Origin of the sequence: Aquimarina algicola (genome assembly GCF_006443095.1) — a bacterium.
Lineage (GTDB): Bacteria > Bacteroidota > Bacteroidia > Flavobacteriales > Flavobacteriaceae > Aquimarina > Aquimarina algicola.
In genome coordinates, this window is sequence record NZ_VFWZ01000003.1 from 590,286 (window position 1) to 607,502 (window position 17,217).

Annotated in this window: 13 protein-coding genes and 1 tRNA gene; 8 read left to right on the forward strand and 6 right to left on the reverse strand. The window is 33.4% G+C overall.

The window, feature by feature from the left end; all coding sequences use genetic code 11:
- Positions 1–36: 36 nt before the first annotated feature.
- Positions 37–1,518, forward strand: coding sequence for a sulfatase family protein (locus FHK87_RS13335; protein ID WP_140593741.1), 1,482 nt, complete (start codon positions 37–39; stop codon positions 1,516–1,518).
- A 14-nt stretch (positions 1,519–1,532) separates the two neighbouring features.
- Positions 1,533–3,353 carry a right-handed parallel beta-helix repeat-containing protein gene (locus tag FHK87_RS13340; RefSeq protein ID WP_140593744.1) on the forward strand — a complete coding sequence of 607 codons (1,821 nt, stop codon included), beginning with the start codon at positions 1,533–1,535 and terminating at the stop codon, positions 3,351–3,353.
- A 169-nt stretch (positions 3,354–3,522) separates the two neighbouring features.
- On the opposite strand, the gene FHK87_RS13345 is transcribed toward FHK87_RS13340, so the two are convergent.
- The 5 genes from FHK87_RS13345 to FHK87_RS13365 form a co-directional block, all read right to left on the reverse strand.
- Complete coding sequence (locus tag FHK87_RS13345) at positions 3,523–4,650, reverse strand: glycerate kinase (protein WP_140593746.1); 1,128 nt, start codon at positions 4,648–4,650, stop codon at positions 3,523–3,525.
- A 10-nt stretch (positions 4,651–4,660) separates the two neighbouring features.
- Entirely contained in the window at positions 4,661–6,268 is a 1,608-nt protein-coding gene (locus FHK87_RS13350; RefSeq protein ID WP_140593748.1) for a sodium:solute symporter, read from the reverse strand.
- On the reverse strand, positions 6,265–6,867 hold the full coding sequence (locus FHK87_RS13355; RefSeq protein WP_140593750.1) for a GNAT family N-acetyltransferase: 603 nt from the start codon (positions 6,865–6,867) through the stop codon (positions 6,265–6,267). Before FHK87_RS13355 ends, FHK87_RS13350 begins: the two co-directional genes overlap by 4 nt.
- Positions 6,868–6,876: 9 nt before the next feature.
- A complete protein-coding gene (locus FHK87_RS13360) occupies positions 6,877–8,199 on the reverse strand; it encodes an MGH1-like glycoside hydrolase domain-containing protein (protein ID WP_140593752.1) in 1,323 nt (440 codons plus the stop codon).
- 70 nt (positions 8,200–8,269) lie between these two features.
- A complete protein-coding gene (locus tag FHK87_RS13365; RefSeq protein WP_140593754.1) occupies positions 8,270–10,933 on the reverse strand; it encodes a TonB-dependent receptor domain-containing protein in 2,664 nt (887 codons plus the stop codon).
- Positions 10,934–11,063: 130 nt separating this feature from the next.
- Here FHK87_RS13365 and FHK87_RS13370 point away from each other — a divergent pair, with 130 nt between their 5' ends.
- Entirely contained in the window at positions 11,064–12,095 is a 1,032-nt protein-coding gene (locus tag FHK87_RS13370; RefSeq protein ID WP_140593757.1) for a LacI family DNA-binding transcriptional regulator, read from the forward strand.
- Between the two features lie 61 nt (positions 12,096–12,156).
- Here FHK87_RS13370 and FHK87_RS13375 read toward each other — a convergent pair.
- A tRNA-Leu gene (locus FHK87_RS13375) sits at positions 12,157–12,238 on the reverse strand.
- A gap of 155 nt (positions 12,239–12,393) precedes the next feature.
- Here FHK87_RS13375 and FHK87_RS13380 point away from each other — a divergent pair.
- The 5 genes from FHK87_RS13380 to FHK87_RS13400 all read left to right on the forward strand — a co-directional run bounded on the left by FHK87_RS13380 (position 12,394) and on the right by FHK87_RS13400 (position 17,201).
- On the forward strand, positions 12,394–13,335 hold the full coding sequence (locus FHK87_RS13380; RefSeq protein WP_140593759.1) for a ribose-phosphate pyrophosphokinase: 942 nt from the start codon (positions 12,394–12,396) through the stop codon (positions 13,333–13,335).
- A 25-nt stretch (positions 13,336–13,360) separates the two neighbouring features.
- On the forward strand, positions 13,361–13,963 hold the full coding sequence (locus tag FHK87_RS13385; RefSeq protein ID WP_140593762.1) for a 50S ribosomal protein L25/general stress protein Ctc: 603 nt from the start codon (positions 13,361–13,363) through the stop codon (positions 13,961–13,963).
- A gap of 207 nt (positions 13,964–14,170) precedes the next feature.
- Positions 14,171–14,800 (forward strand): aminoacyl-tRNA hydrolase, encoded by a 630-nt coding sequence (gene pth / locus FHK87_RS13390; RefSeq protein ID WP_140593764.1) that lies wholly within the window; start codon positions 14,171–14,173, stop codon positions 14,798–14,800.
- A gap of 152 nt (positions 14,801–14,952) precedes the next feature.
- Positions 14,953–15,885, forward strand: coding sequence for a bifunctional riboflavin kinase/FAD synthetase (locus FHK87_RS13395; RefSeq protein WP_140593767.1), 933 nt, complete (start codon positions 14,953–14,955; stop codon positions 15,883–15,885).
- The gene (locus tag FHK87_RS13400) at positions 15,882–17,201 is read left to right on the forward strand and encodes an HTTM domain-containing protein (protein WP_140593769.1); all 1,320 of its coding nucleotides are present in this window, start codon (positions 15,882–15,884) and stop codon (positions 17,199–17,201) included. The genes FHK87_RS13395 and FHK87_RS13400 overlap by 4 nt, the downstream gene beginning before the upstream one ends.
- Positions 17,202–17,217 lie beyond the last annotated feature (16 nt).

The following is a 17,217-nucleotide window of genomic DNA, read 5'->3' on the forward strand; positions in this document are numbered from 1 at the left end:
TAACTCTATACGGTTTTTAATTTTTAGCAAGAATATATGTTTATTAAAAAACTAATCCGGCTGGTACTATTATTTGCAATCATAATCTGTTGTAGTAATTGTGATAAAAAGCAAAGTGAAAAATCTGTTTCTGAAACGATAAATACTCAAAACAGACCCAATATCATTTTATTTGTAGCAGACGACCACGGTACTGATGCTTTGGGCGCATATGGAAATCCTATAATAAAAACTCCTAACTTAGATCAACTAGCTAAAGAAGGTACCAAATTCAACAATGCTTATTGCACTAGCGCAAGTTGTGCTGCAAGCCGTTCTGTGATCCTTTCGGGGTTATTTGGGCATGCGACTGGTTCTTATGGACATGTACACGATTACCACCATTTTAGCACATATGATACTATAAAATCGCTTCCTGTTTTATTAGATAAAGTTGGATATGAAACTGTGCGAATTGGCAAATACCATGTCGCGCCAGAAAAAGTATATCAGTTCAATACTGTGTTAAAAGCGAATCCACGCAATACAGTAGAAATGGCAGAAAAATGTGCTGATGTTTTAAAAGCAGACAAACCTTTTTTCTTGTATTTCTGTACAGACGACCCACACAGAGGGCACCCTTTTGAACCCAATCAATGGGATACTCCAAATAATTTTGGAAATAAAAAGGAAGGTTACCTAGGGGTAGAAACGGTCACATACAATCCAAAAGATGTTTTGGTACCGGATTTTTTACCTGATACAAAGCAAACACGTGAAGAGATTGCCGAATATTATCAAAGTGTATCGAGAATAGATCAAGGTTTTGGAAAATTAATGCAAATGCTACATGAAACAGGAAAAGCCAAAAATACTATTGTCATTTACATCTCAGATAATGGTATGGCGTTTCCGGGAGCAAAAACTACGGTTCATGAGCCCGGTATAAAACTACCATGCATTATTAAAGACCCGACAAAAACAGAAAAAGATATTACCAGCAATGCCATGATTTCTTGGGTAGACTTAACACCTACAATTCTAGACATGGCAAAAATAGATTACGATGTCAATGCATTTCATGGAAAATCATTTTATGACATCATAGGAAAAAAAGCAGTAAAGGGCTGGGATGAAATTTATGCCTCTCACACTTTTCATGAAATTACCATGTACTATCCCATGAGAGTTGTAAGAAATAATAATTACAAACTCATCTGGAATATTGCCCATAGATTAGAATATCCTTTTGCATCAGACTTATGGGCTTCGTCGACTTGGCAATCCGTCTATAGAAATAATGTTGAATATTTTGGAAATAAAAAAGTGAAGGATTACCTATTTAGACCAGAATTTGAATTGTATGACTTAGAAAAAGACCCCAATGAAACTAATAATCTAGCCAATGAAGAAACTTTCAAAGAAGTATTAGAGACCATGAAAAGCAAGCTAAAATCTTTTCAATCCAAAACAAAAGATCCTTGGATGATTATGTGGAGCCATGATGCCTCATTACAAGGAAGTGGTGTTAATCTATAACAGTATATCAAAGAATGAAAAAAATCAAAAATAATATTTCGGCAGGGATCATACTATTAGTAACATTTATGTATTGTTCTTTATCCCATGCTACAGAAATCATCAAAATCAAACATCAAGAAGGCGATATAACACCAGTTATTCGAGAAGTTATAGAAAATACTAAGAGTAGCGATATAAAATTAGTATTTGATAAAGGTATATACACATTTCTTACGGATTATGCTATAGGCCAATATAAGTATGTTACAAATCACAATAATGGGTTTAAAAAAATCATTTTCAATTTTGAAGATTTTGATTCTGTAGAAATTGAAGGTAATGGGGCTGAATTTATTTTTAGAGGACAAACTTTGCCTTTTGTATTTGAAAATTGCAAAAATATTTTGATAGATAATATTATTATCGATTGGGATATTCCATTTAGTTTTCAAGGAGATGTTGTCAAGGTAGATAAAAAAAATAAATGGTATGACCTAAAACCATACACCAAAGGTTTTTCATGGAATGTAAAGAAAGGGAAACTAATTTTCCCTGATATTAACCATTTTAGTTTTACCTCATTAGGAAATTCATTGTCGCATAATAAAGAAACAAAAGCAGTAGCGTATGGCGCATGGGATCAATCAATAGACCCAAACCATGTAGAAAAACGTCCTGATGGATTATTACGCTTTTATGTAAAAAACATGAAAAAGTTTCCTAAGGTAGGTACTGTTCTTCAATCTAAAGGGGATCATGCAAACAACAGATATGCACCTGCATTTTTGGTTAGAAATTCAAACAATATAGTATTCGATCATGTTGTAATTCATCATGCCTTGGGAATGGGATTTTTGTTTGAAAGATCCGAAGAAATTAAGATCGTAAACTCAGGAGTGTATATTAGAGAAGGCTCAGATAGAGTAATGTCTACAAGTGCAGATGCTACTCACTTTGCAAATTGTAAAGGCAATATCCTAATAGAAAATTGCCGTATAGAGGGCATGTACGATGATGGCACCAATGTACATGGTACTTATGTAGAGGTCAATCAAATCATTGACAAAAAAACAGTTAGAGTTGCATTAAAACACAAACAACAAATGGGCTTTGAATTTGCTGGCATTGATGACGAAATCTGGTTTATTAAACAACCTGATCCCAAACGCAAAGAAACTAACAAGGTCAAGAAGGTATCGATGATCAATGACTATTATACTGATCTTACATTTTATAACGATATCCCTTCTGATCTAAAAATTGGAGACATTCTAGAAAACAAAACATGGAATCCTGTATTTACTATGCGTAAAAATAGAATTCGAGATCATAGAGCGCGTAATATTATTATCAAAACACCTCACAAAATTATTATTGAAGACAACGACCTTTCTTCTATGATGTCATCAATAATGCTACGTGGTGAAACCTATTTTTGGTATGAATCCGGTAATGTAGAAGAGGTAATCATCAGAAATAATCGTTTTGTACGATGTGCATATGGTGGAGCAGAACATGCTGTTCTAAAAATATCTCCCAGACTTGGTAAAACTTTTGATCAAAAAATAACTTATGATAGAAATATAGTATTCGAAAACAATACTATCAAAACATTTGATAATAGGATTATTTGGGCAGATCGTGTAGACGGACTCATTATTAGAAACAATACCATCAAACAAACATTTTCTGACACACCTCAATACCCTAATGCGTATATGTTTGACTTGATTAACTGCAAGAACATAGAAATTACTGATAATATTTATGTAGGAAATAATGAGAAGGTACTTAAAGCAGATAAAAGCTCAGAAAAGACCTTAGTATTCAAAATGAATAAAGGTTTTAATTAAATATGGTTGCTGTTACATCTTATCTATTTTATTACTTTTGATAGGCCTATTTTTAGAATAAACATTATAAAAACTAAGCTCATTATTTAAATTCAGGATATTTTTTGAAGGAGATTATTTTAATATAATCAGAAGGTTTTTTTGGTATATAAGTCCTAAAAAGTTTTATTTAGTTCAAAAACTTTTGGGCAAATGTTGCAGTTATGTTTTTCAAATATTGACTCGCATTCTTCATAGCGTCGTCTAAATCGACTGCTTGCTCTATTACAGAAGCCGCATAAGAAATACCAAAATCTTTAATAATATCTTCTTCTAAATCGACAGTTCCACAAAACACTGCTATATTAATGTCTTTGTTCTTTGCCGAATGTATAACTCCCTGAATTGTTTTACCCGAAAGGGTTTGATGGTCTAGTTTTCCTTCACCAGAAATAACCCAACTTGCCCCCTGAATCTGTTCATCGAATTTGGCAAGTTTTTTCATAAGTACAATACCCGATTCTAAAGTACCTTTTAAAAATAATTTTGATGCTATTCCCATTCCTCCGGCGGCACCAGCCCCCTTTACTGATTGAACATCTATGTTAAAAACAGCGTTTAGAACTTTTGAAAAATCTTTCAAACCTGTGTCCAACACTTCAATTTCTTCTTGTGTTGCGCCTTTTTGACCTGCATAAACATATGCAGCTCCGTTTTTACCATATAAGGGGTTTGTAACATCACAAGCAATTGCAAACTCTACATTACTCAATCTTGTATCTACATGCTCAACATTAATAGCTACTATTTTAGACAAATTAGCTCCAATTGGTTTAACTTGCTCATTATTTTTATCCAAAAATTGATACCCCAGAGCAGAAGCCATACCAATACCACAATCGTTTGTAGCACTACCACCAAGGCCTAAAATAATTTTAGAAGCTCCTTTATTAATAGCATCAAGAATCATCTGGCCGGTTCCAAATGTTGTTGCATTTTTACAATCTAATTGATCTTCTTTTAGCAATTTTACACCAGAAGCTTCGGCCATCTCGATAAAAGCTGTTTTGGTAGACGCTGAATATAGATATGAGGCTTCAATAGATTGAAAGAAGGGATTATTCACTTTGAGTTTTACTACTTTTCCTTTCAAATAGTAGTTTACCACCTCTATAGTACCATCTCCACCATCTGCCAAGGGTAATTTTACAATCTCAGCATCTGCCTTTATTTGCTTAATACCCATTTCTACAATTTCGCAAAACTCTATTCCTGTCAAAGAGTTCTTAAATTTATCCGGAGCCAAAATAATTTTCACATCAACGTATTTAACTTAATATTTTGACCATAGAAATTGCCAGAGCGCATATGATCACAAAATACCCTAAAAGTATGAAAACTTCTCGTTTTCCTTTTTTGTAGAATACAACTTTTAGCCCTTCTTTTCTTTTATACCTAATTAACAAACTAGTGATATATCCAACTCCCATGGTAATCAAACATCCAATAGCATTCCACCAAAACCAGAATACTTCGGGTACATATAACCATAAATATATATTGAGGATTACACCGGCAACAATACCAATATTAGCTCCAAGAGCATGTGTTTTTTTGGTTAAAATAGCCAGTATAAATGCAGCTAAAATTGGCCCGTAAAATACAGAGCTAACTTTATTGATAACTTCTATAACTGTACCTTCTATATTACCTGCAAAAAACGCAAAAAATAAACATACCGATCCCCAAAATACAGATAGCAGTCTTGAATACATCACATATTTTTGGTCTGATATATCTGGTTTAAACCGCTTAACAAAATCTTCTAACGTAACCGCAGATAATGAATTGACTGTTGAACTCAATGTAGACATTGCTGCCGACATAATCGCTACGATCAAAATTCCTATAATACCATTGGGGAGGTATTTTATGATAAATACCGGCACCATCAAATCTGCTTTTTTCCCTTCTAAGCTACTAATATTAGTTTGGTATACCTTATCCAACAATTCTTGAAAACCTAAATCCTGAAAAAGTAGCGTACCAAGTACTAGTCCCATAATACAATATGTAAGGGTGATAGGAAATCGAAATAATCCGTTGGCAAGTAATAATCTTTTAATGGTTGGCATTCCTTTGGCTGATAGTAACCGTTGCGATTGTGTTTGATCTGTCCCATAATATGATGCATATAAAAATACTCCTCCAATCACCATAGGCCAAAATCCAAATTCATCATTTTTATCTGCATTGTTGAACCCCCATTTTGAGAAATCTACTGCAGTTAATCTTTCTTTATCTACATTGATCAAGAAATTTTCAAAACCACCTAACTCACTTAATCCATAGACCAGACATATAATAATGCCGAAAAAAAGAATACACATTTGTATAACATCCCCCCAAATTACTGCTTTCATCCCCCCTTGAAACGAATAAATCATGGTAATAATACCAATAAGTAATATTGATATCCAAAAATCTATTCCGATAGTTGCTTGCAAAATAAGAGCCATAGTATACACCATTACTCCTGTCGCTACAGAACGACTAATTTGAAACACAAAACTTATAAGCAATCTTGACGATGCATCAAAACGTTTTTCTAAATATTCATAAACACTTACAATCCCTGAATTATAAAGTGTTGGTATTATTGCTATCAACAAAAAAGCCATAGCAAGCGGAACTCCAAACTCATAGGTTAGCCATTGTAGCCCTCCTCCTTCTTTGAGTCCAACAAAGGCAGGAGCAGAAATAAAACTAATTGCAGATAATTGCGTTGCCATTGTTGACAAGCTTAGTGGAAACCATCCTAGGGACTGTCCTCCTAAAAAATAATCTTTGGAGTTCTTATTTTCCTTAAAAAAGTACCCAACTCCCAAAAATGCCAGTAAATAAACTACAATAATAATGTAATCTACATAATTCATAATGTTGTTTTCAATTTCTGAAGTAACTCAGATTTTACAATAGTTTTCCATTCACTTTTTATAATACTCAGTAACATAATATCTGTTCGTCCTTTTCCATCTAGAGAGGGGATAAAGTTTCTTAATATTCCTTCTTGCTTACAACCAATACTTTTCATTGCTGCAATACTGATTTTATTTTCTTTGTGTACTCCAAACCCTACTCGCTCTACTTGCAATTCTTCAAAAGCAAATGCTAATAAAAGATATTTACAATTTTTGTTTACATGAGTTCCTCTAAAATCTTTGCCGTACCAAGTATGTCCTAATTTAATCACTTTTAACACCTCTGAATAATCATAAAATCGAGTAGTCCCAGCGTAAGCACTTTTAATTTTATCATAAATTACAAAAGGATATTCTTTTTTATTTTTTCGATTGGATACGGCTTCTGAAATATATGTGAATAATTCATTTTTATCTTTTCCTTTTTCAATTAAATATGTCCAAATATTAGGATCGTTAGATAGTTTGTAGAGCTCTTCTACATGTTCAAGGCGAAGAGGTGTGAGTCTGACAACATCATTTTCTAAAACATAATCATTTGAAAAATCTAACATCTTTGTTTTTTAAAATTTTAAATCTTCTTTTGGATTTATAAAATCAATTAACAAAGCAGCACTCCAAGAAAAATCATGACCTCCATATCCTGCATTTTCTTCTGCATGTACTTTTTTTCTAGAATCAAAATATTCATAAAACCCATTTTTCTCAATGATTTCTATAGAATCTTTTTTCACACGTTCTGCAATATCTTTATATCCATATTGAACTAAACCTCTATACAACATCCAATTTAGATTTATCCAAACAGGACCTCTCCAGTATTTTTTAGGATTAAATCGCTCGCTCGACGGATCAAAAGAAGCACATAAATATTGGTCTTCTCTACCAAACTTATCCATCATAATTTTAATCATAGATTCGGCTCTCTTTTTGTCAGGAATCCCAGCAAATAATGGCGAGAATGATGATGATGAAATATAGTTAAGTGATTTTTCATTTCTTAAATCGTAATGAACATAAACTCCCAGTCGTTCGTCAAATAATTTGTCATTAAATGATCTTATACTTTTATTTTGCCATAGCTGTAATTGTTTTATTTTGGCATCATGACCTCCTATGAGTTTATATAACTTTATCAAAGATTCATTTGATTTTATCAGCATAGCATTAAACAAAGGGTCTTGCACCAAGAAAGGTGAAAGTTCCATTATTTTCTCGTCATTATAATGATATTTTTTTGCTATTTCAATGATATGTAAATAGTGATCATATTCTCTTTTTGAGGGTCTTTCTGAGGGATCTACATGAGTAGTATCTCTTCTTTCAAAAGTATACTCTGGGGGATTCATCGTACTCCAAATATCATCCCAGATAGGTGAATTATCTGTACCAGACTCCCAATTATGATAGATATATACCAACCCTTCATTTTTAGGATCTCTTTGATGATAGAAATACTCATGATTAAAGTATACTTGATCAATATTTCTTTTAATAAATTCTAATGTAGCTTTTTTGTCTTCACTTATTTTGTATAATTCTTCTAACACAAAACCAGTTACCGGAGGTTGGGTCATTCCAGTAGACTTATATTTTTTTGATGCTTGCGGGTGTAAATTTGAAAGATGAAAATCAGCTCCGGGAAAATATGTATCTGTTTCAGTATGAAAGATAATATGTGGAATAAATCCATTTTCCCACTGCGCATCTAACAATGTTTCAATCTCTTTTTCTGCCTTAGGCATATCAAAATGAGCAAAACCTATAGCAATCAAACCAGAGTCCCAAAACCACTGAAAAGGATATAGATTTGCACAAGGTATACTAAAATTACCTTTCCAGTTCTTATTCAAAACCTCGATTGCTTTTTTTTGTAATAACTCCATGGAATATTGATGTAATTAGAATAACCCAATGCCCGATGTTATAGCATTGGGTTACACATGTGTTAGTAGGTTAAAAATGAAATGTGGCTGTTAGGAAGACTCTACGAGGTAATATAGGTCTTCCGAAAAAGAATTCTCCATCTTCTGATTGACCTGCAATACCGGCTCTTGGATTACCTTCGGTAAGTCCTGAATCATCAAATAGATTAAATATTGAAAATCCAAACCTTACTGAATTATAATCTTGTATTTCAAAAGTATATCCTCCACCAAGCCTCGCGATGGCAATAGCATCTAGTTCTACATTATTGGCATCATCTGTAAATTTTTCTCCAGTATAATTCAATGTAAAATTGGCGTCAAGTTTTTTATTATCATAATTAGCAGCTATACTTCCTAACAAATTTGGCTGTCGTCCTATTTCGTTTCCTTCATTTATTATTAGGGTTGTATTATTTACCAAATCAGTAGTTTCATTTTTAGTAATCTCATGATCTTGATATGTAAGTGTTGCATTAACGCTTAAAGCATCAGAAAAACGGTATCTTGCTGTGGCTTCAAGTCCAAAGGTTCTTGTCGTTTGTTCGCTTCTAGCCAGATCTACTAATTGCCCACCGGATATTGCTTGATCAATACGAATACGATCACTTAGATTTACAAAATACCCTGCAATAGATCCTGAAAAAGCTGAGTTTCCGAACTTAGCTCCTAATTCTCCCTGAAGAATTGTTTCTGCATCATAATTTGTATCTCGAATACCAGGTGTTGGCGCAAAACCTCTTAACTGTGGAAAGAAAAATCCTCTCGAAAAATTAGCATACAGATTCGTAAAATCTGTCAATTCATATAACCCTGCCAAAGAAATAGCCCAATCTGTAGCATCTATCTCCCCTGTTGTAAAGCTTCCATCGGCAAAACTAACATTTTGAAGCTCTGTAGTTAAATCTGGGTTATCATATACCTGAGACTCTTCTATACCACCTCTTCTAAAAGTTCCTTGTGTATTTTCAATACGAATACCAACATCAAAACGCCATTTATCAAATACCATTTCGTCTGTTAAATAAAACGCGGTTCTATTTTGTGTCAGAAAGTTGTTTACCGTCATACCAATTCTGTTATATATACCTCCTTCAGAATAAATAACATTGGCACCTCCTGCATCTGTATAACTTAGATTTACTAAACGAGGATTATTATTAAATTCAGAAAGTACTCTGTATTGGTAATTTACATCTTCTGCTTCTGTTCTTGCTAGATACGTCCCTAATGTAAAGGTGTGGTTACTTTCTCCAGGTTTTAATATTAAACTTGCTTCTCCCGAATAGTCTGTCATTGGCCTTAAGCGATCAATATGCAAGTTTTCTACCACTAGATCCTCACCATTAATTTGTTCTCCTGAACCTCCCTGATAAGTAGCATTTACAGCCGTATTTCCCGGTGCGATTTCTTCAATATAATCTGATAATGTTATAGGGTTTCCAAAATCACCGTTCCCACCGAGATAGAGCGCAAAATTATGTTTATAATTAGCATATTTTGTTTTTGCTTTGAATCTTAAATCATCAGTAAGATTGTAGTCAAAATCTACCATAAGGTATCCTCCTTTTGTATAAACGCCATCATCTATTGGGCTTTCATAAACTCCACCAGGGGTTAAAAAAGAAGTATTTGCTAACTCTCCTGATAAAAGCTGTTCAACTTCTTCTCCATCATTACCATTAATACGCTCTCTAGATCCACCTTGAAGGGGTAACGGTAGAAAAAACTGTGCTCTATCATTAATAAATTGTCCATGTACCGTAAGAGAACCATTCTCTAGTTTCTTTTTGATATTGGCTCTAAATTGTACCCCTCTTGTATCCAAACCTGTCTCGATAGGTCCATTATCTTTTCGTACAAAACCTGTTAATGCATAGTATGTGTTAGATTCTTCTCCACCCAATTTGCCTCCTGTGTAGAAATCCGTTTTTAGTCTACCTCTAGTACCATACTCCAGATTGATTACATTTTCGTCATTAGTGTCCCCTGTTTTACTGGTGTAATTTATAATACCAGCAACAGATCCGGCTCCATAAAGCACGGCAGCTCCTCCTCTAACAAATTCTACTCCCTTAAATCCGATATCTGGTCGGGCATACACATCATGAGCCGAAGAATTAAGTCCAAATGTACTCATCAGAGGCATTCCGTCATATTGCAGTGGATTAAATACATATTGTCCTCCTGAGGGAAGCCCTCTTACAAATAAATTTGTAGCGGTTTCACCACCCCCGCCTTCTGCCGTAATACCAGGTACATCACGTAAGATATCTGCCTGACTATTCGCCGAAAGTTTTGTAATCTCACTTATTTCTTTTGAACTAATCGATAAAGGCGCTTGCTTTTGCGATCTAAATGTAGAAGAAGCTGTAAGTACAACTTCGTCTAAACTGTTACCTTCTTGCAAAACAATTTGAAGAACTATCGGAGAAGCATTCAACTCTATTGATTCTGTATACGTTTTATAGCCTATATAAGAAACTTGTATTGTTTTTGACCCCGTAAGATCTGATGAAAAACTAAAGTTTCCATCAAAGTCAGATATTGATCCTGTATTACTACCTACTATTGAGATATTGGCTCCTGGCACAGGAACACCGGCATTATCCTTGATAGTCCCCGAAATTTCGGTTTGCGAAAACGTTATAAACGTACCGAACAGATATAACATCGCAATGATACTTTTTTTCATTTTGAATGGATTTATTTGATGTTTACCTCAAAAATATTATTGTATCAACAAAAAAAACGCTAAAAAATTAGGATATTTGTACGCAAACGTTTTCGCAAACGTTTGCAATTTGATTTTATTATTTTTTGATATGAAAAAAGAGATTACTACTTTAAAAATGTTGGCCCAAAACTTAAATCTTTCGATTTCTACAGTTTCGAGAGCTCTAAATGATCATCCGGATATAAGTGATGACACCAAAATAAAAGTAAAGAATCTGGCAAAGTCAATGAACTATATCCCTAATATTTTTGCAAAAGGGTTTAGAAAACATAAATCTAATATTATAGGTATTATCGTTCCAAATATTACTCATTACTTTACTGCCACTATAGTTCGTGGTATACTCGAAGAAGCATCAAAACAAGGATATCGTGTTATTATTTCTGAATCTAATAACGATGTTATCAAGCAAAATGAGATGCTTAATACAATGATACAATTTGGCGTTGACGGAATCTTAGCATCTTTAACAAAAATGACTAAAGACATAGATAACATATTACCTATTATAGATACGCTTCCGTTTATTTTATTTGATAAAGTATCTGATAAAATTCCTTGTACGCAGATCACCATAAATGATGAAGAAGCTGCTTTTAATGTTGTTGAGCACCTCATCAATATTGGAAAAAAAAGAATTGCTATTATTAAAGAAAGGGAATTTTCTTATAATTCTGAAAAAAGATACGCTGGATACTTAAAAGCTTTAAAAGAACATCAAATAGAAATTGACGAAAAAATCATTTTAAGTGTAGATGATATCTCTCTTCAACATGGAAAAAGAATGGCCAATATTTTGTTGAGCATTAAAAATAGACCTGATGCTATTTTTGCAATTACAGATAGTGCTGCTGTAGGTGTTATCCAAACACTAAATAAATTTAACATCAAAATACCAGAAGATATAGCAGTTGTTGGGTTTAGTAATTCTAAATATTCCACAATTATTGAACCCAAACTTACCACTGTAGATCAGCCCGGTAATACAATAGGAAAAACTGCAACTAAGTATTTAATTAAAGAGATTGAAAATGACAATACCAACGATATTGCCACTAGTAAAACTGTAGAAGTCAAAACACAGTTGATTATAAGAGAATCAACTTTCAAAATTTCATAATTTTAAAGACAAAATTGGATGAAAAAAAATAACCTTCGATCTCGAAGGTTATTTTTTTAAGTACTCAAGGTGGGAATCGAACCCACACTCCCGAAAGAACTGGATTTTGAATCCAGCGCGTCTACCAATTCCGCCACTTGAGCGTTTTCGTCCGAATGGATGGCAAAATTAAAAAAATATTCTTTTCATCCATCAAAATAAGTAATAAAATAAGAGCTAGAGTTGAAATAAATTTTTAAATTTGCACCTTATTTTTCAAAATAGAGTTTTAACTCATTACAACACAACAATTTACCCTATGTCAGCAAGAGTTCCAGAAGCGAAATTTTTTGCATGTAGTCAAAGTACCGAGTTAGCAGAGCGTATCGTAGCGTATTATGGCGCTAAGCTTGGTAATGTTATCACGTCCACATATAGTGATGGTGAGTTTCAGCCTTCTTTTGAAGAGTCTGTGAGAGGATCTAGAGTTTTTATTATAGGATCTACAAATCCTAGCTCTGACCATCTTATGGAAATGCTATTGATGCTTGATGCTGCCAAAAGAGCTTCGGCTCGTCATATTACAGCGGTTATACCTTATTATGGATGGGCTCGTCAAGACCGAAAAGATAAGCCAAGAGTTCCTATAGCAGCAAAATTAATAGCAAAGATGTTAGAAACTGCTGGAGCAACAAGGATTATTACTATGGACCTGCATGCTGATCAGATACAAGGATTTTTTGAAAAACCGGTAGATCATCTATTTGCATCAACTATTTTTTTACCACATCTTCAATCCCTAAATTTGGATGATCTTACTATTGCTTCTCCGGATATGGGAGGGTCAAAAAGAGCCTATGCATATTCAAAAGCATTAAAAAGTGATGTGGTTATCTGTTACAAACAGCGTGCAAAAGCAAATGTAATTTCTCATATGGAATTAATTGGTGATGTAACCGGCAAAAATGTAGTACTTGTAGATGATATGGTAGATACAGCGGGTACATTAACCAAAGCAGCCGATCTTATGATGGAACGTGGAGCAAAAAGTGTAAGAGCTATTTGTACACATCCTATTCTTTCGGGAAATGCATACGAACGGTTAGAACAATCAAAATTAGAAGAATTGATCGTTACCGATTCGATTCCTCTAAAACAAAAAAGTGATAAGATTAGAGTAGTAAGCTGTGCAAATTTATTTGCAGATGTTATGCACCGTGTGCATCACAATGAGTCTATTAGCTCTAAATTTATAATGTAAATTAATAATTAATATTTTAAAAAAAATGAAATCATTAACAATCAATGCATCTCAAAGAGAAAGCGTAGGCAAGAAAGCAACAAAAGCCTTACGTAATGCTGGACAGGTACCTTGTGTTATTTACGGAGGAGAAACCGTTTTACACTTTGCAGCTCCAGAAATTGCTTTCAAAGATTTAGTGTATACTCCAGACGTACATACCGTGGTTATTGCGTTGGATAATGGTAAAAATGTAAACGCTATCTTACAGGATATACAATTTCATCCTGTAACTGACAAAATCTTACATATCGATTTTATCGAGATTTTTGATGACAAACCCATCACTATGGAAATTCCTTTTAAAACAACAGGAAATTCTAGAGGTGTTCGTGCTGGAGGTGTGTTACGTTTCAACCTTAGACGAATCAAAGTAAAAGGTCTTCCTTCAAAATTACCGGATGTAATTGAAGGAGATATTACTGAATTAAGAATTGGTAATAAACTTTATGTAACTGATGTAGCTAGTGAAGATTACACAATCTTACACCCTGACAATACTGTAATTTGCCAGGTTAAAACTTCTCGTAATGCTGTTGCTGATAGCGAAGAAGAAGGAGAAGAAGCTGAAGCACCAGCCGAAGCATAGTTTACTGACCAGAGAATATTACAAAAGCACTTTGACTATTATATTCAAAGTGCTTTTTTTATTTTTATCTTGATTTTATGAACCCGGGAGCATCTCTACTACATTTTTAGAAAAAACTTCTTATGAATCATACTTTGGTTTCATTGATCTAATATTAAAAAAACCTAAATATGTATCGTATGATCCTTCGTTCAAAATACAAAATATATGTTTTCTCTATTTAGAACACTTTTTTCAAAAAATAAAAAAGAAATAATTCAAGAAGATCCCATGAAAAAATTTCTAGTTGTAGGACTTGGAAATATTGGTCCTAAATATCATAACACCAGACATAATATTGGATTCAAAATTTTAGATGCGATTGCAAAAGACGCAGAAATATCTTTTGAAACTAAAAAACTCGGGGATCTAGCAAGTTTTAAGCACAAAGGTCGAACCATTTTGCTTCTAAAGCCTAGCACTTACATGAATTTAAGTGGAAAAGCTGTACGATACTGGATGGAAAAAGAAAAAATTCTTCTGGAAAACATTCTTATTATTACTGATGACATCAATTTACCTTTTGGTACATTACGCTTAAAATCAAAGGGAAGCGCAGGAGGGCACAACGGTCTTAAAGATATTGAAGCACAATTAAATACATCAAAATACTGTAGATTTAGATTTGGGGTTGGTGCAGAATTTAGCAAAGGAAGACAAGTAGATTATGTACTTGGCGAATGGAATAATGATGAAGAAACCCTCATGCCAGAGCGTCTAGAAAAAGGTATTGCTATTGTAAAATCATTTACTACAGCAGGACTTACCAATACAATGAACACCTTTAACGGAAAATAGATAAATGTATCAGAACTATTTTTTATTTTTACATTCATTTATATATTTCCTCTTTACATGAATTTTAATTGTAAGACCAACATCAAGATCATCTACAATGTTCTATCAGCGAACTCTATCTGTGCAATTAAGAACAAATCAACATTGAATAGATGAAACGTTATACAAACGCTACCGAATATGACAATCTAAACCCTTCTGTAGTTACTATTGGTACTTTTGACGGTGTACATATAGGGCATAAGAAAATTATAGAACGATTAGTAGAAAGTTCTCAAAGAAATGGATTAGAATCTGTAATCCTTACTTTTTTTCCACATCCTAGAATGGTACTACAACAAGACTCTAATATTAAGCTTATCAATACTATAGAAGAGAGAGTACAAATTTTGGAAAAAACAGGGCTTGACACACTTGTTATACATCCATTTACAAAAGACTTCTCTCGTCTTTCCGCAGGAGAATATGTACAACAAATGCTAATAGATGCACTTAATGTAAGGCATGTGATTATTGGCTACGACCATAGATTTGGAAGAAATCGAAACTCCAATATCACTGATCTTGCTTCGTATGGGATACAAAATAACTTTACAGTAGAAGAGATCTCAAAACAAGATATCGATGATGTTGCGGTGAGTTCTACTAAAATAAGAGAAGCCTTATTTGATGGGGATATTACAAAAGCAAACAAATATCTTGGCTATGAGTTTATGCTAACAGGTATTGTTGTTAAAGGAAAAGAACTAGGACGAAAACTTAATTACCCAACTGCAAACCTGTTTATAGAAGAACAATATAAGATCATTCCCAAAAATGGTGTGTATATTGTAAAATCAACTATCGAAAACAGAACTTACTTTGGGATGATGAATATTGGAACTAATCCCACCGTAAAAGGGACACACCAGACTATTGAGACTCATTTTTTTGATGCTACTTTTAATTTATATGATAAAAAAATTCAAATTCAAATATTAAAACGTATTCGAGACGAAAAAAAGTTCGATTCTGTTAAACAATTACAAGATGCCATGCAGCAGGATGAGGATTTCTCTCGAGATTATATAAACTCATTGGTATGATAAATCGTTGGTTATTTACACACGTCGATAACAGTTCACTTATTATATTCAGAGTATTTTTTGGTTTTCTTATCGCAGCAGAAGCAATAGGAGCTATCTTTACGGGTTGGGTAAGACGTACTCTTGTAGAACCGCAATTCACATTCAATTTTATCGGGTTTGATTTTTTACAACCTTTACCTGGCAATGGCATGTATTTTTATTTTGCCATTATGGGCATTTTAGGGTTATTAGTCATGGTAGGCTTCAAATATCGATGGAGTATGATTGGATATACTATCATGTGGGCAGGAGCATATTTTATGCAAAAATCTTCATACAATAATCATTATTACTTACTTTTCCTTTTATGTATTCTCATGAGTATTTTGCCTGCCGGAAATTATTTTTCGTTAGATGTAAAACGTAATCCTGCTCTAAAAAAAATATCAATGCCTCGCTGGTGTGTCATTGTAATCATAATACAACTTTGGATCGTATACACTTATGCTTCTGTAGCCAAACTATATCCGGATTGGCTTGATTTTTCGGTTCCAAAAAATTTAATGGCTGCCAGAGCATATTACCCTATTATTGGAGATCTTTTGCAAAATCATTGGGCACATGTAACCGTTGCATATTTTGGTATTTTATTTGATTTGCTCATTGTACCGCTTTTATTGTGGAAACGAACAAGATCAGCCGCTTTCTATTTTAGCATTTTCTTTCACATATTTAATTCAATTATTTTCCAAATTGGCATATTTCCCTACTTATCGCTAGCTTTTACTGTATTCTTCTTTTCCAAAGAAAGGATTCATAAACTATTTATGAAGAAAAAAGAGTTTTACCATCAAAATGAAATAGTGCTTCCCTCTTATAAAAAAATACTAGTTCCTATTGCTATCATATGGTTCAGCATACAAATTGCATTACCCATACGTCATTGGTTTATTCCGGGAGATGTATTGTGGACAGAAGAAGGGCATCGATTAAGCTGGAGAATGATGTTAAGAGGTCGATCTGGTATTACCAATTTCTATATTGTAGATAAGAATGATCCCGATGCCAAACAAAAACCTATAAATAAAAAAGATTATCTTACAAAAAAACAAATACGATCTGTAACTACAAAACCCGATTTTATGTGGCAATTTGCACAACACCTTAAAAGTGAACATGCAAAACAAGGAAAAGATATTGCCGTTTATGTAAAAAGCAGGGTTTCTGTAAATGGAAAAAAATATAGGGATTTTATTGACTCAAAAGTTGACCTTACGAGTGTTCCTTGGTATTATTTTAAAACAAATCCTTGGGTCATAAAGTATATTGAATAAAAAATTATAATAAAAA